Origin of the sequence: Sphingobacterium cellulitidis (assembly GCF_043187465.1) — a bacterium.
GTDB classification, from domain to species: Bacteria; Bacteroidota; Bacteroidia; order Sphingobacteriales; family Sphingobacteriaceae; genus Sphingobacterium; species Sphingobacterium cellulitidis.
The window spans coordinates 4540356-4556413 of record NZ_CP171136.1 but is presented as its reverse complement, the minus strand read 5'-3'; the positions used below and the strand labels follow the sequence as shown (position 1 = coordinate 4556413).

At 36.2% G+C, this 16058-nt stretch carries 12 protein-coding genes; 4 read left to right on the top strand and 8 right to left on the bottom strand.

From position 1 onward, the window contains the following. Nucleotides 1–353: 353 nt before the first annotated feature. On the bottom strand, nucleotides 354–2282 hold the full coding sequence (dxs, locus tag ACF3OC_RS19715; protein ID WP_094281176.1) for a 1-deoxy-D-xylulose-5-phosphate synthase: 1929 nt from the start codon (nucleotides 2280–2282) through the stop codon (nucleotides 354–356). A 151-nt stretch (nucleotides 2283–2433) separates the two neighbouring features. Here dxs and ACF3OC_RS19710 point away from each other — a divergent pair, with 151 nt between their 5' ends. Further along, entirely contained in the window at nucleotides 2434–3186 is a 753-nt protein-coding gene (locus ACF3OC_RS19710) for a ScpA family protein (RefSeq protein ID WP_094281174.1), read from the top strand. Here ACF3OC_RS19710 and ACF3OC_RS19705 read toward each other — a convergent pair. The 3 genes from ACF3OC_RS19705 to ACF3OC_RS19695 are packed head-to-tail and all read right to left on the bottom strand — an operon-like array spanning nucleotide 3183 to nucleotide 5914. Next, nucleotides 3183–3929 (bottom strand): enoyl-CoA hydratase/isomerase family protein, encoded by a 747-nt coding sequence (locus ACF3OC_RS19705; RefSeq protein ID WP_094281172.1) that lies wholly within the window; start codon nucleotides 3927–3929, stop codon nucleotides 3183–3185. The two genes, ACF3OC_RS19710 and ACF3OC_RS19705, sit on opposite strands and share 4 nt — an antisense overlap. Further along, entirely contained in the window at nucleotides 3919–4773 is an 855-nt protein-coding gene (locus tag ACF3OC_RS19700; RefSeq protein WP_094281170.1) for a hydroxymethylglutaryl-CoA lyase, read from the bottom strand. The genes ACF3OC_RS19705 and ACF3OC_RS19700 overlap by 11 nt, the downstream gene beginning before the upstream one ends. Then, the gene (locus ACF3OC_RS19695; RefSeq protein WP_094281168.1) at nucleotides 4766–5914 is read right to left on the bottom strand and encodes an acyl-CoA dehydrogenase family protein; all 1149 of its coding nucleotides are present in this window, start codon (nucleotides 5912–5914) and stop codon (nucleotides 4766–4768) included. The genes ACF3OC_RS19700 and ACF3OC_RS19695 overlap by 8 nt, the downstream gene beginning before the upstream one ends. 136 nt (nucleotides 5915–6050) lie before the next feature. Here ACF3OC_RS19695 and ACF3OC_RS19690 point away from each other — a divergent pair, with 136 nt between their 5' ends. Continuing rightward, on the top strand, nucleotides 6051–7658 hold the full coding sequence (locus ACF3OC_RS19690; RefSeq protein ID WP_094281166.1) for an acyl-CoA carboxylase subunit beta: 1608 nt from the start codon (nucleotides 6051–6053) through the stop codon (nucleotides 7656–7658). A gap of 80 nt (nucleotides 7659–7738) precedes the next feature. On the opposite strand, the gene thiL is transcribed toward ACF3OC_RS19690, so the two are convergent. Together thiL and nadA are read right to left on the bottom strand one after the other, a co-directional pair. Continuing rightward, nucleotides 7739–8776 (bottom strand): thiamine-phosphate kinase, encoded by a 1038-nt coding sequence (gene thiL, locus ACF3OC_RS19685; protein ID WP_094258694.1) that lies wholly within the window; start codon nucleotides 8774–8776, stop codon nucleotides 7739–7741. 7 nt (nucleotides 8777–8783) lie between these two features. Beyond that, nucleotides 8784–9782: a quinolinate synthase NadA gene (nadA, locus tag ACF3OC_RS19680; protein ID WP_094281164.1), complete on the bottom strand. Its 999-nt coding sequence runs from the start codon at nucleotides 9780–9782 to the stop codon at nucleotides 8784–8786. A 493-nt stretch (nucleotides 9783–10275) separates the two neighbouring features. Here nadA and nadB point away from each other — a divergent pair, with 493 nt between their 5' ends. Beyond that, nucleotides 10276–11868 (top strand): L-aspartate oxidase, encoded by a 1593-nt coding sequence (gene nadB / locus ACF3OC_RS19675; protein WP_094258679.1) that lies wholly within the window; start codon nucleotides 10276–10278, stop codon nucleotides 11866–11868. 19 nt (nucleotides 11869–11887) lie between these two features. Continuing rightward, on the top strand, nucleotides 11888–12400 hold the full coding sequence (locus ACF3OC_RS19670) for a gamma carbonic anhydrase family protein (protein ID WP_094281162.1): 513 nt from the start codon (nucleotides 11888–11890) through the stop codon (nucleotides 12398–12400). 7 nt (nucleotides 12401–12407) lie between these two features. Here ACF3OC_RS19670 and ACF3OC_RS19665 read toward each other — a convergent pair whose 3' ends face one another. Then, nucleotides 12408–14087, bottom strand: coding sequence for an Ig-like domain-containing protein (locus ACF3OC_RS19665; protein ID WP_392470599.1), 1680 nt, complete (start codon nucleotides 14085–14087; stop codon nucleotides 12408–12410). Nucleotides 14088–14164: 77 nt separating this feature from the next. Continuing rightward, nucleotides 14165–16024: a tRNA uridine-5-carboxymethylaminomethyl(34) synthesis enzyme MnmG gene (mnmG, locus tag ACF3OC_RS19660; protein WP_392470598.1), complete on the bottom strand. Its 1860-nt coding sequence runs from the start codon at nucleotides 16022–16024 to the stop codon at nucleotides 14165–14167. Between the last annotated feature and the right edge of the window lie 34 nt (nucleotides 16025–16058).

Genomic DNA, 16058 nt, shown 5'->3' with positions numbered 1-16058 from the left:
TCTGAATTTGTTAATAACTTGAAAACCAATAATTGACAAAATTTCTGTTCATAACTTTTGCCTACAACGAATATGACAAAAAAAAATGAGCTAAAAAATTAAAATCACAAAAAAAAGCCAACTAATTAATTAACAGATATTTAATTGTAATTTTTAGCATATTTTGTCCTTTTTTTTAGTGCAAAATATATTTATTAACACATATATTTTGCCTTTCTTTTTTACTGAATTTTTAAAGCAAAAATTAAGCTAGAAAATTTGGATGTGGAAAACTTTTAATAAAAAAGGAAGCCTGTGGGCTTCCTTATATAGACGCTTGATTGTCTACGAAATAACCGCTTATAACTAAGCAATTATCCGACCAAAGTTTCTGTTTTTATGCCTTTTGTTAATTTACGAACTTGATCCTCAATTCCAGCAGCATCATAGCCACAAATATGCCACAACTCCCCTTGCTCACCATGCTCAACAATCGTATCTGGGATCCCTAAGCGAACAACTTGTGCCTCGTATTGATGATCTGACATGAATTCTAATACCGCTGACCCAATACCGCCCGGCAAACAGCCATCCTCAACCGTAATAACTTTGTTATACTTTTTAAAAACCTCATGTAACAAGGCCTCATCTAATGGCTTCGCAAACCGTAAATCATAATGAGCCGGATGAATGCCATCCTCACGTAACTTTAGAATAGCTTTGGATGCTTCGTTCCCAATATGACCAAAAGTTAATATCGCAATTTCTTCCCCATCACAAATCTTACGCCCTTTCCCAATTGGAATCTCCCTAAATGGATGCTTCCAATCGGCCATGACTCCATTACCCCGTGGATAACGAATTGTAATAGGACCTTTATCTGGCAATTGGGCGCTATACATCATGTTTCTTAACTCTTCCTCGTTCATTGGAGAGGCCAAAACCATATTTGGAACACAACGCATAAACGCAATATCATAAGCTCCATGATGCGTAGGTCCATCTGCTCCCACCAAACCTGCACGGTCCAGACAGAAAACAACATTTAACTTCTGTAAGGCTACATCATGTATCACTTGATCATATGCGCGTTGCATAAAGGAAGAGTAAATATTACAGAATGGTACTAATCCTTGTGCCGCTAACCCAGCACTGAACGTAACAGCATGTTGTTCGGCAATACCTACATCAAATGCACGATCAGGCATCGCCTTCATCATGATATTCATCGAAGAACCACTCGGCATCGCCGGGGTAATCCCCATTATTTTTTTATTCTCTTCAGCCAATTCAACTAAGGTATGTCCAAATACATCCTGGTATTTCGGTGGCTGTGGTTTCTCTGAAATAGATTTCTTAATTTCTCCGGTAATCTTATCAAACAAACCCGGTGCATGCCATTTCGTTTGATCCTTTTCTGCCAAGGCATAGCCTTTCCCTTTTACAGTTACGACATGCAGTAATTTTGGACCATTGATATGCTTTAAATCTTCAATCGTTTTTACCAACTTATTGACATCATGTCCATCTACAGGACCAAAATATCTAAAGTTCAATGATTCAAACAGGTTGGAATTCTTTAATAAGGTGCCTTTAATGCTTTGCTCCAGCTTTTTAGCCCATCCATAGGCATTCGGTCCTTTTTTAGAAATCTTCTCTAATACCGACACTAAATCGTCTCTAAAGCGATTATAACTCTTGGATGTGGTAATACTGGTCAGGTATTCTTTCATCGCCCCAACATTCGGGTCAATAGACATACAATTGTCGTTCAGAATAACCAATAAATTGGATTTTTCAATTCCCGCATGATTCAAGGCTTCAAAGGCCATACCACCAGTTAATGCACCATCGCCTATAACGGCAACATGTTGCCTATCGGTTTCACCTTTATAAGCTGATGCAACAGCCATTCCTAATGCCGCAGAAATAGAAGTAGAGGAGTGGCCAACGCCAAAAGAATCATATTCACTCTCGGAACGCTTCGGAAAACCCGAAAGACCTCCCAAAATACGGTTGGTATGAAAATCCTCCCGTCTGCCCGTTAATATCTTGTGCCCATAGGCCTGATGACCAACATCAAAAATAACTTGATCATATGGAGTATTCAATGCGTAGTGCAACGCTACGGTCAATTCTACAACACCTAAACTTGCTGCAAAATGCCCGCCGTTTACAGAAACGATATCGATGATAAACTGTCTCAGCTCCTTACAAACCTCCTCAAGTTCCGACTCCTTCAAATTTCGAAGATCAGATGGAAATTGAATTTTTTGTAATAGCGGTCCTGCTTCTACCTGCATAAATTAAAAAATTTCGAAATAAGATACAAAGTAACAATTTATTCTTTTAACTATGGAATATATATACAATTTAATCTAACCCATTGTTTTGCTTTATTCGAATGAATTCCTCCTTTTTATACAATCAAATCCTTATTTTTGAGCGTAATCTATGGACGAAACAAACTACGAAATCAAGCTCGAACAATTCGAAGGACCCTTCGATTTATTGCTTTTCTTTATTGAAAGGGATGAACTCAATATTCATGATATCCCTATTTCTCAAATAACAGACGATTTCCTCGCATATATACAACATATGCAGTCCTTAAATATCGAATTGGCCTCTGAATTCATTTTCGTTGCATCCACTTTGATGCGTATCAAAGCCAAGATGCTCCTCCCAAGGCCTGAATTGGACGAAAATGAAAATGAAATCGATTTAAAGAAAGAATTAGTACAAAAACTAGTCCTATATAAACAATTCAAAGAAGTTTGTGAAGAATTAAAAGGCCTGGAAGATAATCGCGGTAAATTCTATGAACGTGGTAATACCGAATTTGACCTTAAAATCGCCCGTGAAGCGAAAGCCCAATCCATCGACGAAGAATTGTCCTCATTCGACCTTTATAAACTGATGCTCGTGTATGAAAAGGTTATGTATCTATATTCGCACCGCGTACAAGATGTAACCCATACCGTCGTTAAATACCCTTACAGTATTGAACAACAAAAAAAGGTACTCGCGGAACTTATTGAAATCAATAAATCACTAGACTTTTCCGCAATTGCCAAAAACTCGGAAAACAAGGTGCAATTCGTCTATAATTTCTTGGCCGTCCTTGAAATGTTGCAGCAAAAATTATTGAATATAGAGATTGGACTCGGATTCAATAACTTCTGGATCGAGAAAAAACTTTCTTAACCCTTATTTAGTTTATCAGAAATAAAAGCCTTGACTTCATCACGGTCTTTTAACTTTTGTAATGACGCTAATAAATAAGAATATTGTTCATTGGAGTCCATATTCCTTATACTCTTTAAGGCTTCCATTCCCGCTTTCATGGCATAGGAACTTTTATTAGCAAATGAAGCTATCAACGCATTCAAGCTATCCCAATCAAGATATGAATCTACTATACCTAATTCTATAGCCTTATCCGTTGTAAATGCTGAAGGATCAAAACACAATTGAAGGATCTTTTTTTCAGGCATTATTCTTCTTAATCCTGCCATAACTTGAAATGGAAAAATACCTAAAGCAATTTCAGGCAATCTAAAATTTAAATCTTTCCCCGCAAATACATAAGTACATCCTAAAATATATAAAAAGCCCCCTGCGATAACATCACCTTCCACAACAGCAATAGACGGTTTATTCAGTTGATCAAAGATTTCACCTAATGAAATATCGACGTTCTGAATTGCAGGATTAGGAATATCCAAACTTGGATCCTGATAAGTTTTTAAATCCATCCCTGCACAAAATACCGGTCCTGCAGCCTTTAGCACAAAAACATGAATCAAATCATTATCATTTGCTTCTTTGACTGCATGCGCAACCTCATTGACCATCGTCGGCGTAAAAGCATTACGCTTCTCCGCACGATTCAACGTCAAGGTAAAAACATGATCCGAAATGTCAGTCTGGATAAATTTATAGTTCATGACTTATTAAATTCTGAAACCCTTGCATTAATTTAGACATACTTTCGAAATTACCTTTATGAAATCGATCTACCAATAATTCAGAAGGAATATTTCCAACAAGCTCATCCTTTGCAAAAGGACAGCCACCATAACCTAAAACAGCGCCCTCAAATCGTCTGCATCCAGCTGAATAGGCCGCATCTATCTTTAATAAGGCACTTTCAACTGCTGAATGAAAATGGGCACTGAATGCAATATCTTGAAACTCTAAATTCAATTTATGAAATAATTGTTTGATACTCGCTGCAGTGGCTTCAGAAGTCGTATCCGCAATTGAGAAATTACGAACCCCAATCTCATTTAATTTAGAAACCCATTCGGAAACTAAATCCATATCCCAATAATCCGAATATGGATTGCCAAAAGCCATAGAAATATAAACAACCAATTCTTGATTACCTTTTTTATCCATGATTTCCAAAATATCCTGAACCGTATCAAATGCCTCCGCAATACTTGCATTGGTATTGTTTTTTTGAAAGGTCTCTGAAATAGAAAATGGATACCCTAAATAATCTATTTTTTGAAATGCAGAACCAATTTCAGCACCTCTTTTATTAGCAATTATCGCTAATAATTTCACCTGATCATTCTTTTCCAAACCTTCTAATACAGCTTGGGTATCACTTAATTGTGGTACTGCCTTAGGAGATACAAAACTTCCAAAATCTATACAATCAAAAATCTTACTTGCGATCAATTCATTGATATAAGTAATCTTTTTTTGAGTAGAAATTTGTTGTTTTATTCCTTGAATGGCATCCCTAGGGCAGTCTACCAAGGTTACTTTTTCGTTAAGCATCTTTCTTTATTTCTCTGGCAATTACCATCCGTTGAATGGAACTAGTTCCTTCTCCAATAGTACACAATTTTGCATCTCTAAAGAATTTTTCCGCAGGAAAATCTTTCGTAAATCCATAACCACCAAGAATCTGAACCGCTTCATTAGAAACTTCAAACGCTGTTTCCGAAGCAAATAATTTTGCCATTGCACCTTCCTTCGTCACTTTCTTGCCATGATCCTTTAAATCAGCAGCTTGTCTAATCAATAATTCAGAGGCATTGATCTTAGTCGCCATATCTGCTAATGTAAATCCAACCGCCTGAAAATCAAAAATTTTAGTCTGAAATTGTTCCCGCTCATTAGCATACTTCAAAGCACATTCATAGGCTCCTCGAGCAATTCCTAAGGATAAAGCCGCAATGGAAATTCTTCCTCCATCCAATAATTTTAAGGCCTGAACAAAACCATCTCCAATCTCTCCAATCAACTGATCTTTATGAATTCTACAATTATCAAAAAATAAAGATCCTGTTTCTGAAGCACGCATGCCTAATTTATCCATTTTGGCGCCAGCTGTAAATCCTGGAGTCCCTTTTTCAATAATAAAAGCTGAAATTCCTTTTTTATCGCCTTTTTCTCCTGTACGAGCCATAACCACTGCTACATCTCCAGATATCGCATGGGTAATAAATGTTTTATCCCCATTTAATACAAAGTAATCTCCATCCTGAACTGCTGTCGTATTCATCCCGCCAGCATCGGATCCTGAACCTGGTTCTGTCAATCCCCAAGCTCCAATCCATTCAGCAGTAGCTAGTTTTGGAAGATATCTGCGCTTTTGATCCTCATTTCCAAAACTTAAAATATGATTGGTACACAATGAATTATGGGCCGCTACGGATAATCCAATAGATCCACATACTTTTGATATTTCATCAAGAATGGTAATATACTCCTGGTAAGATAATCCTGAACCGCCATATTCTTCCGGAACTAGGATGCCCATAAAGCCGTGATCGCCTAAATTCTTGAAGAGTTCAATCGGAAATTTCTGCGACTCATCCCATGTCATGATATTAGGTTTGATATAGGTATTTGCAAAATTTCGCGCACTTTCCTTGACTAAGGTCAATTCTTCTTTAGAACCGAGGTTATACATAATATTATTTTAATTAAGTTTATATTTGGGTTATAAATGTTTTTTACAAATATTATAAAAAACAAATAATATTTTATGATATTTATAAATATTTAATATTTACGTACCTAATAAATTACATTATTTCAATTAAGTTATGCGTAGCCAATTAGAAGAACTCCAAAAGAAAAGAGAAAAATTATTGCTAGGTGGCGGTTTGGATAAAATCCAAAAACAACATGAAAAAGGCAAATTATCCGCATGGGAAAGGGTATTATACCTGATTGATGAAGATTCAGAATTTACGGAAATCGGAATATTTGCTGCAGATGCTATGTATGAAGAACATGGTGGATGTCCTAATGCTGGAGTCGTTGTCATTTTAGGTTATGTTAAAAATAGGTTATGTGTCATTGTATCAAATGATGCAACTGTAAAAGCCGGTGCTTGGTTCCCAATGACCTGTAAGAAAAACTTGCGCGCACAGGAAATTGCCATGGAAAATCATCTCCCCATTATATACTTAGTGGATTCCGCAGGTGTTTACCTGCCGATGCAAGCTGAAATATTCCCCGATAAAGAACACTTTGGAAGAATATTTAGAAATAATGCTAAACTTTCATCCATGGGAATTCCTCAAATCTCAGCAATTATGGGTTCTTGTGTCGCTGGAGGGGCTTATTTACCTATCATGTCAGACTATGCACTCATTGTGGAAGGTACTGGATCCGTATTTTTAGCTGGGTCTTATCTCGTAAAATCATCAATAGGGGAGGTAATTGATAATGAAACACTTGGTGGTGCTAATACGCATTGCGAAATTTCTGGGGTAACAGATAATAAATACCCTAATGATGAGGCCTGTCTCGATGCAATAAAAAATATTGTCGATAAATTTGGTGCTGATCCTACTTTTCAATTCTCCAAAATTGAAGCTAAAGATCCTGAATATCCAATGGAAAAAATATATGATTATTTACCTGAGGATAGATTAAAACCATATAATATGGTTGAAATTTTAAAATCCATCGTGGATCAGGGTTCATTGGAAGAATATAAAGAAGATTATGGTAAAACTTTGATCTGTGCTTTAGCACGTGTAGATGGTTGGGCAGTTGGAATTGTTGCTAATCAAAGAGAAGTAGTCAAAGCCAAAAAACCTGGTAATTCTACTGAAATGCAAATGGGAGGAGTAATATACTCTGACTCTGCAGATAAAGCTGCTCGTTTTATTATGAATTGTAATCAACAGAAAATCCCTTTGGTATTTTTCCAGGATATTACTGGTTTTATGGTTGGATCTCGTGCTGAACATGGTGGTATCATTAAAGATGGTGCGAAAATGGTGAATGCCATGGCTAACTCCGTCGTTCCTAAATTTACTTTTATCGTTGGAAATAGTTATGGAGCAGGTAATTACGCAATGTGTGGTAAAGCTTATGATCCGAGATTGATTTATGCTTGGCCTACCGCAAAAATTGCCGTAATGAGTGGTGCATCTGCAGGAAAAACTTTACTCCAAATCCAAGAAGCTGCATTAAAATCTAAGAATATTACCCTGAGCGATGCTGAAAAAAATAAATTATTAAAGGATATCGAAGAAACCTATAACGCACAATTAAGTCCTTATTATGCGGCATCCAGACTTTGGGTGGATGGAGTAATTGATCCTGCTGATACTCGGAAAATTATTTCAATGGGTATCGAAGCAGCTTCTCATAATTCAGATATGCCAAGATACAATGTCGGTGTTATCCAAACTTAAAAACACCTGATATATAACGGATAAAAGAAATGAGATTGATAAATATCAATCTCATTTCTTTTTATTAAATACTCTATTTATTAGCTAAAAGCATTCCAGCCTTGAGCTTTAATCTCATGTACATTTCCTGATTTAGAAACCATGGTACAGCCTTCTGCAGCTTCTGTAATATGACCGATAATACTGATTTCCATGTTGTTCTTCAGTTTATCATAATCACTTTGGGCCACGGTAAATAATAATTCATAATCTTCACCACCACTTAAGGCACAAACCGTTGGATCTAATCCAAATTCTCGCGCCGTTTCGTAAGTCATTGGATCAATGGGAATTTTTTCCTCATATAGCTTACAACCAACATTGGAAGCTTTACAGATATGTAAAATCTCAGAGGCTAAACCATCAGATACATCGATCATAGCATGGGGTTTTACATCCATTGCTGCCAATAATTCAACGATATCTTTTCTTGCTTCTGGCTTTAATTGACGCTCAATAATATAATCCTTACCTTCCAGATCTGGCTGAATATTAGGGTTTTCCAGATAAATCTGCTTTTCTCTTTCAAGAAGTTGCAAACCTACATAAGCTCCACCTAAATCCCCTGAAACACAAATTAAATCGCCTTCTTTTGCTGAGGAACGATAAGCAATAGCATCTGTTTCTGCATAACCAATACTGGTTACTGAAATCACTAAGCCTTGTGTTGAAGTACTGGTATCACCTCCAATAAGATCTACATTGTAATTTTGACAAGCTAATAATGCGCCTTCATAGATCTCTTCTACTGCTTCCAAAGGAAATTTCGAAGATAAGCCAATTGAGATGGTAACCTGGCTCGCTATGCCATTCATGGCATAAATATCACTTAAATTCACTTGAATAGCCTTATATCCTAAGTGTTTTAAAGGAACGTAGCGTAGATCAAAATGTACATTTTCCAACAGTAAGTCCGTGGATATCAATGTTTTTTTATTGGTAAAATCTAATACCGCTGCATCATCCCCAATTCCTTTGATTGAACTTGGTTGGGTTAAAACCACTGACTGCGTCAAATGATTGATTAATCCAAATTCTCCAATCTCATTTAAATTGGTTCTCTCGCTATTCTCAAATATACTCATGTTATAATCCTAATTTTGCCGAAATATCAAGCATGCGTTCAATAGGTTTTTGAGCACGTTGAATAATATCTTCTGGCAGTGTAATTTCTGGTTGTTCGTAGTACAAACAATTATATAGTTTCTCCAACGTATTTAACTTCATATGCGGACAATCATTGCAAGCACATAAGTTATTAGGTGGAGCAGGTATAAATGTCTTGGAAGGACTAGCTTTCTGCATTTGATGTAAAATACCGGACTCTGTCGCAACAATAAACGTATTACTAGGATCCTCAATCGTAAATTTTAACATTCCTGAGGTAGATCCTATATAGTCTGCTTGTGCTAAAATATGGTCCTCACACTCTGGATGCGCAATAAACTTAGCCTCAGGATGTTCCGCACGTAATGCATCAATTTTCTCCTGTGAAAAAATCTCATGAACCATACATGCTCCATTCCATAACACTAAATCACGACCTGTTTTCTTCTTCACATAATCCCCTAGATTACGGTCTGGACCAAAAATGATTTTTTGATCAGCCGGCAAACTCTCTACAATTTGAACAGCATTACTAGACGTACAAACGATATCAGATAAGGCTTTTAATTCAGCTGTACAGTTCACATAGGTGATCACTAAATGATCGGGATACTTCTCCTTGAACTTAGCAAATAAATGCGGTGGACAACTGTCTGATAATGAACATCCTGCCTTTAAATCCGGTAATAATACCTTCTTGGATGGAGATAATATTTTTGCTGTCTCCGCCATGAAATGAACGCCAGCAAAAACAATCACTTCGGCATCTGTCTTCGCAGCCTGCTGAGACAAGCCTAAACTGTCCCCAATATAATCCGCTATATCCTGGATTTCAGACTCCTGATAATAATGCGCTAGTATTACCGCATTCTTCTCTTTTTTCAGCCTTTCTATTTCTTTTACCAAATCTAGGTTAGGATCTATCGCAACGTCAATATACCCTTTAGCCACCAAGTCTGTTTCAAATGTTGTATTCATTTGGTTTTTCTAAGTTGATTCCTGATTGTTTGACTTTCTAACTTCACAAAAGTAAAGAAAGAAAACGAAACGAAATCCACATTCCTTTTTTTCAATAAATAATAACTCTTTTTATATAAAAGAATCTTGTTGTTTATTAGTCTGTGGAAAATGGGGAGAATTATAGGATTTTTTATTTTTATTAGTGGATATTCTATAGTTATACACAACTTATCCACAGGTTCGGAAGGGTTAAGCCCTGATTTTCAATACTAAGATTTTTGACCTTTTATTTTTTCCATATTTTAATGTGCAATCATAATAGTGTGTAAAATGTTAATATTTACCTCATATTCTCTTAATATTTTGGTAATACATGTGTGAAAATTGCTAGTATTGTGGAAATAAAAGAAGTTTTACATTTTAATCCACGAGTTATTTACATGTTTTGCACATATTTTGTTAATTTGTTGGTTCAGTTGTAATTAATCATAGCTGCTACAATTTTTAATCAATGCTAGATAGAAAAGTTGATTTTTTGATTATCGGTTCGGGTATTGCCGGACTGAGTTTTGCCCTTAAAGCTGCTAAGCTGGGTAAGGTACTTATTGTTACCAAAAGCAATGAGGATGAGTCTAATACGAAATATGCGCAAGGTGGTGTAGCCGTAGTCACGGATGAAGGGGATAGTTTTGATAAACATATTGAAGATACCTTAATTGCTGGTGATGGCTTATGCGATGCACATGTTGTGGAAAACGTCGTAAAAGAAGGTCCGGAACGTATAGCAGAACTTATTTCTTATGGAACTACCTTCGATAGAGAAGATTCTGGTGAATATGATCTAGCAAGAGAGGGTGGCCATTCTGAGCATAGAATCCTTCATTATAAGGATATTACAGGCTATGAAATTGAAAGAGCCTTATTGGAAAGGGTACATGCTGAACCTAATATTGAGATTTTAACACATTATTTTGCAGTTGATCTGATTACTCAACATCATTTAGGTGTACATGTGGATAAACGTACCGAAGATATTAAATGCTATGGTATTTATGCCTTTAATACTGAAACAGGACATGTGGAAAAGATCCTCTCTAAGATTACCTTAATGGCAACTGGTGGAGCTGGACATATATATTCTACCACAACGAATCCCACAATTGCTACCGGTGATGGTATAGCCATGGTATATAGGGCAAAAGGAAAGGTTAGAAATATGGAATTTATTCAATTTCATCCTACCGCCTTATATAATCCTAGAGAATATCCTGCTTTTTTGATTTCTGAAGCTGTACGTGGATTTGGTGGTATCCTTAAAAGAGCTACTGGTGAGTCTTTTATGGAGGAATACGATGAAAGAGGTTCTTTAGCTCCAAGGGATATTGTAGCTCGGGCAATTGACGCTGAAATGAAGAAATCAGGTCTGGATTATGTATTTCTAGATATTCGACATCGTTCTAAAGCTGATATACTATCTCATTTTCCGAATATTTACGAAAAATGCCTATCTATCGGTTTAGATATGACTAAAGATCTTATTCCTGTTACTCCAGCTGCTCATTATTTATGTGGTGGAATAATGGTGGATGAATATGGGGCAACTTCCATCAATAATTTATATGCTTGTGGGGAGTGTTCCTCAACGGGCTTACATGGTGCTAATAGGTTGGCTTCCAATTCTTTATTAGAAGCTGCTGTATATGCCCATCGTATCTTTGAAGATGCAAGTAAACATGTTAATGGTATAGATTTTCAAGAAGATCTGCCTTCCTGGGATGAATCCAATACGCAATTATTAAATGAGGATATTCTCGTTACCCATAATTTACGCGAAACTCAGAAATTAATGAGTGACTATGTGGGAATTGTGAGATCTGATTTTAGATTAGATAGAGCAATGAGACGTCTTGGTTTATTACATGAGGAAACAGAATCCTTCTATAAAGGAACTAAATTATCTGTTAAACTTTGTGAACTGAGGAATGTCATTCAAGTTGCATACTTGGTTGTTAAATCGGCTATGCAAAGAAAAGAGAGTAGGGGACTGCACTATACAACGGATTATCCTCAGCATGCTGATATTCTGGAAGATACAATTTTATAAAAGCTAATTTAAAAGCCGTATGGCAACGATATTACCTGTTAAGGATAAACATCCTCAAATTGATGAAAGTAGTTTTATAGCGCCTAATTGTACCATTGTGGGCGATGTAACCATTGGTTCTCATTGTTCAGTTTGGTTCAATGCAGTAGTACGTGGAGATGTTAACTATATTAGGATTGGTAATTATTCCAATATTCAAGATAATGTGACGATACATGGAACCTTCGAGAAAAATGGTACCGATGTTGGTAAATATGTTAATATCGGTCATAACGCTATTGTACATGGTTGTATTATAGATGATTATGTTTTAATAGGAATGGGTGCTATTGTAATGGATAAAGCGCATATCCAATCCAATGTAATCATTGCTGCAGGTGCTGTAGTTTTAGAGAATACTATTTGTGAATCGGGCTATTTATATGCTGGAGTTCCTGCCAAAAAAATTAAGCCGCTCACAGAGGAACAGCTTAATCTTTTGAAAAAATTACCGCACAATTACGTGCTTTATTCTTCTTGGTTTACTGAATAACCTTTATTTATTTGAAGTTTACTTCAATGGTTTCATTTTGCTCCCAGTTCGCACGAATGGTAAATGTTCGATCTAAATACCATATGCGTTCTGGTTGTCGTTTTGTATAGACATCTCCTGAATCCCATTTGCCATTATTGTTGCTATCTTCTATTAACCTGATACTGTATTTACCACCAGGAAATTGTTTGTAGCTTAATATTCTGTTGTTAGGTAAAGTTTTTCTATCGAATAGTTTCTCCTTACTCTCATCAATTAATTCAACAATATAATTTGTTCCATCGTTTAATCCAGTAAAAGTTAAATTGATATCACCATAATTCTCTGTTTCATTTAAAGTGAATTGAGATTTGAACTCCTTATTTTTTTCATCAAATGGTCCTAATACTGCTCCTTCTTGTAAAACTAATTCATAATTTCGGTTTGGACGCCAATTAAATCGGATATGATACATCTCCCGATTTACGGAGTCTTGTTGTAATTGGAAGTTTCTACGTGAAACAGAGTCTTCCATGATTAGGACTTTGTTCTTGTCAACTGATGCAATTGGATAGTCTGAACTTAATTCAATATGCTTTATACGATCTACTTTATTACTAATATTTAGCTTCGGTTGAATACTATTATCAACCTTTAGATTCCTAGCTTTCCGAAGACTGATCGTATCAATTGGAACATTATTCTCCAATACAGCCACTTTTAAAGAATCAAATTCTAAATTTTCAAAGTATATATTGGCCGTATCTAATGAAGGTTTATATTTTACTAATTTATTAGCATCCAGATTGTTAGGTGAAATTATTTTTAAATCTGGATTCTCTAATGGTCTATTGAACGTCAATAGTAAGGAACCATTGTTTTCAATCTTTTTCTCCAGATTCCTGAAGATTGGAGCTGTTCCTTTAGTGTATTCTAAAGCTATTCCTGATACATTTTGTGTCAATGCTATACTATCCTCCAAAAATCCTATCCACTCATCGTTACCATTATAGATCTTGTCATTATTCATATCCTTTAAGGCATAGACCCTATAGGTGTCTTCTCTTAAATTATTGAATGAAAAATTACCTGATGAATCGACCGTGGTATAATAGGATGCTTTCCTCTTTCCAAAAATAGTATCCCTACTGGTAGGAATTAATATAGCAATGACCTCCTTATCTTTTTCAAGATCAAAATCTTTGCTATATCCATTTTTTACCTGTCCGGAAATACTTAATGAATCCAATTGGTCTCCAGTTGCAAATACATAATTATAATTGATGAAAGGATTTCCCTCGTTATAATCTACCAGGCCTTTTCCAAAATTTATGGTGTATGTCGTATTTTCTTCCAGTGAGTCTGGTAACTCGATGATGAACCTCTTCTTTTTTATTTTATAAATTGGTTGAGTTTCGAGGTCAGGGGAGATGCTAAATTCTTTTCCTGGATTTACTGTTTTTATATATTCATCGAAAGTCATTTCAATAACTTTCTCTTTAAAATTTTTCGACAGGTTTGCCGGAGTAATACCCAACAATTTTGGTGGGATGGAATCTTTTGGCCCGCCAGTAGGTTTTTGCATATTTGCACACTTCACAAAGCTCAATGCAATCATTGTAGCCAGACCTAAAAAGATTAGATTCTTAAATAAAGCTGTTTTTAGTCGATTTAACGAATTATTATCTTTTTTGGATACCTGAGTCATAAATTTAAAAATATTGTCTTAAATCGCTTTATTTTTATTTGTTATTTTTTTAATATAAAGTGTTGAATATCAGTATTTTAACTCATATGTACCATTAATACACTGATATCTGCCGGTGAAACACCTGAAATTCTAGAAGCTTGACCTAATGTTCTCGGTTTTACTTTTAACAGCTTTTGCCTAGCTTCAATGGAAAGTGAAGTTAAGGAATTATAGTCAAATTCAGGATTGATTTCTTTGTCTTCCATCTTCTTCATCTTGTTTACGATCTCCATTTCTTTTTCAAAATAACTATCGTACTTGACTTTGATTTCTGCCTGTTCAATGGTGTCTTCATCGTAGGCTGCAATAAATTCTGAAAAGTCTTTATCCGCTTTGACGATGTCTTCGATTTCAATTTGTGGTCTACTCAGTATTCCAAATAATCTTGTTTTTTGTGAAATAGGAGTAGAGCCTTTTTCTTCCAAGACCGGATTCATGTCTGCGGTTGCAATGGAATTATTTTTTAGATAGTCAACGATTCGGTCGGAGTTTCTGATTTTATCATTTACTTTTTCTAAACGTTCATCAGAGACAAGCCCTAATTTATGGGCTATTGGTGTAAGTCTGATATCAGCATTATCTTGTCTTAATAACAAGCGGTGTTCAGCTCTTGAAGTAAACATACGATAGGGTTCATCGGTACCTTTTGTAACAAGGTCATCAATCAATACACCGATATAGGATTCCGATCTTTTCAGGATAAGTTCATGTTGATTATTGATTCTTTGATGTGCATTTATTCCGGCGATGAATCCTTGTGCTCCCGCTTCTTCATATCCTGTAGTACCATTAATTTGGCCAGCAAAGAATAGATGTTTTACCGCTAAGGTTTCCAAAGTCAAATCCAATTGCATAGGAGGGAAGTAGTCATATTCTATGGCATAACCCGGTCTATACATTTTGGCATTTTCAAAACCTGGTATTAATTGCAATGCTTTTAATTGTACATCTTCTGGTAAGGAAGTAGAAAATCCATTTACATAAATTTCTACAGTTTTAAATCCTTCTGGTTCTACAAAAATTTGGTGTCTATCACGTTCGGCAAATCGATTGATTTTATCTTCAATGGATGGGCAATAACGAGGGCCCAATCCTTTGATGCGACCAGTAAACATCGGTGATTTTTCAAAACCTGTTTTTAAGATTTCATGGACTGCTGAATTGGTATAGGTAATCCAACAACACCTTTGTTCTTTGGGAACTTCTACATCAGTAAATGAAAATCTTCCACGTGAATCATCACCCCATTGTTCTTCCATCAATGAGTAATTTAAACTTCTTCCGTCCACGCGTGGGGGAGTACCAGTTTTCATTCTTCCAGATTCAAAACCTAATGATACCAATTGCTCGGTTAAACCTGTTGCTGCTTTTTCTCCGGTTCTACCGCCACCAAATTTCTTTTCGCCGACGTGGATTATACCATTCAAAAAAGTACCGTTGGTGAGAACAACAGCATCTGATTCAATTCGGATTCCCATGGATGTGATGACCCCTTTGGCTCTTCCGTTTTCAACGATCACTTCTTTGACTGTGTCTTGCCACATATCAAGATTTGGAATGGACTCTAATTGAAGGCGCCATTCCTCTGCAAATCGCATGCGGTCATTTTGTGTTCTTGGACTCCACATGGCTGGACCCTTAGAAAGATTCAGCATGCGGAATTGAATAGTGGATTTATCCGCAATGATTCCGGTGTATCCGCCCATGGCGTCAATCTCGCGAACGATCTGACCCTTGGCTACACCACCGATGGCAGGGTTACAACTCATCTGGGCAATCACCCCCATGTTCATGGTGATGAGTAAAACCGATGAACCTAAATTTGCAGCTGCTGCTGCCGCCTCACATCCGGCATGGCCGGCACCCACTACAATAACGTTATATTTATTAAACATATATTTTTCTCTAGTTTCACGTGGAACTCGTCTC

Bases quoted from the DNA above. Each gene is read 5' to 3' on its own strand.
- ACF3OC_RS19710 (WP_094281174.1), top strand. From the start codon at position 2,434: ATGGACGAAACAAACTACGAAATCAAGCTCGAACAATTCGAAGGACCC.
- ACF3OC_RS19670 (WP_094281162.1), top strand. From the start codon at position 11,888: ATGGCAACGATATTACCTGTTAAGGATAAACATCCTCAAATTGATGAA.
- ACF3OC_RS19700 (WP_094281170.1), bottom strand. From the start codon at position 4,773: ATGCTTAACGAAAAAGTAACCTTGGTAGACTGCCCTAGGGATGCCATT.
- mnmG (WP_392470598.1), bottom strand. From the start codon at position 16,024: ATGTTTAATAAATATAACGTTATTGTAGTGGGTGCCGGCCATGCCGGA.
- nadA (WP_094281164.1), bottom strand. From the start codon at position 9,782: ATGAATACAACATTTGAAACAGACTTGGTGGCTAAAGGGTATATTGAC.
- nadB (WP_094258679.1), top strand. From the start codon at position 10,276: ATGCTAGATAGAAAAGTTGATTTTTTGATTATCGGTTCGGGTATTGCC.
- dxs (WP_094281176.1), bottom strand. From the start codon at position 2,282: ATGCAGGTAGAAGCAGGACCGCTATTACAAAAAATTCAATTTCCATCT.
- ACF3OC_RS19665 (WP_392470599.1), bottom strand. From the start codon at position 14,087: ATGACTCAGGTATCCAAAAAAGATAATAATTCGTTAAATCGACTAAAA.
- ACF3OC_RS19705 (WP_094281172.1), bottom strand. From the start codon at position 3,929: ATGAACTATAAATTTATCCAGACTGACATTTCGGATCATGTTTTTACC.
- ACF3OC_RS19695 (WP_094281168.1), bottom strand. From the start codon at position 5,914: ATGTATAACCTCGGTTCTAAAGAAGAATTGACCTTAGTCAAGGAAAGT.
- ACF3OC_RS19690 (WP_094281166.1), top strand. From the start codon at position 6,051: ATGCGTAGCCAATTAGAAGAACTCCAAAAGAAAAGAGAAAAATTATTG.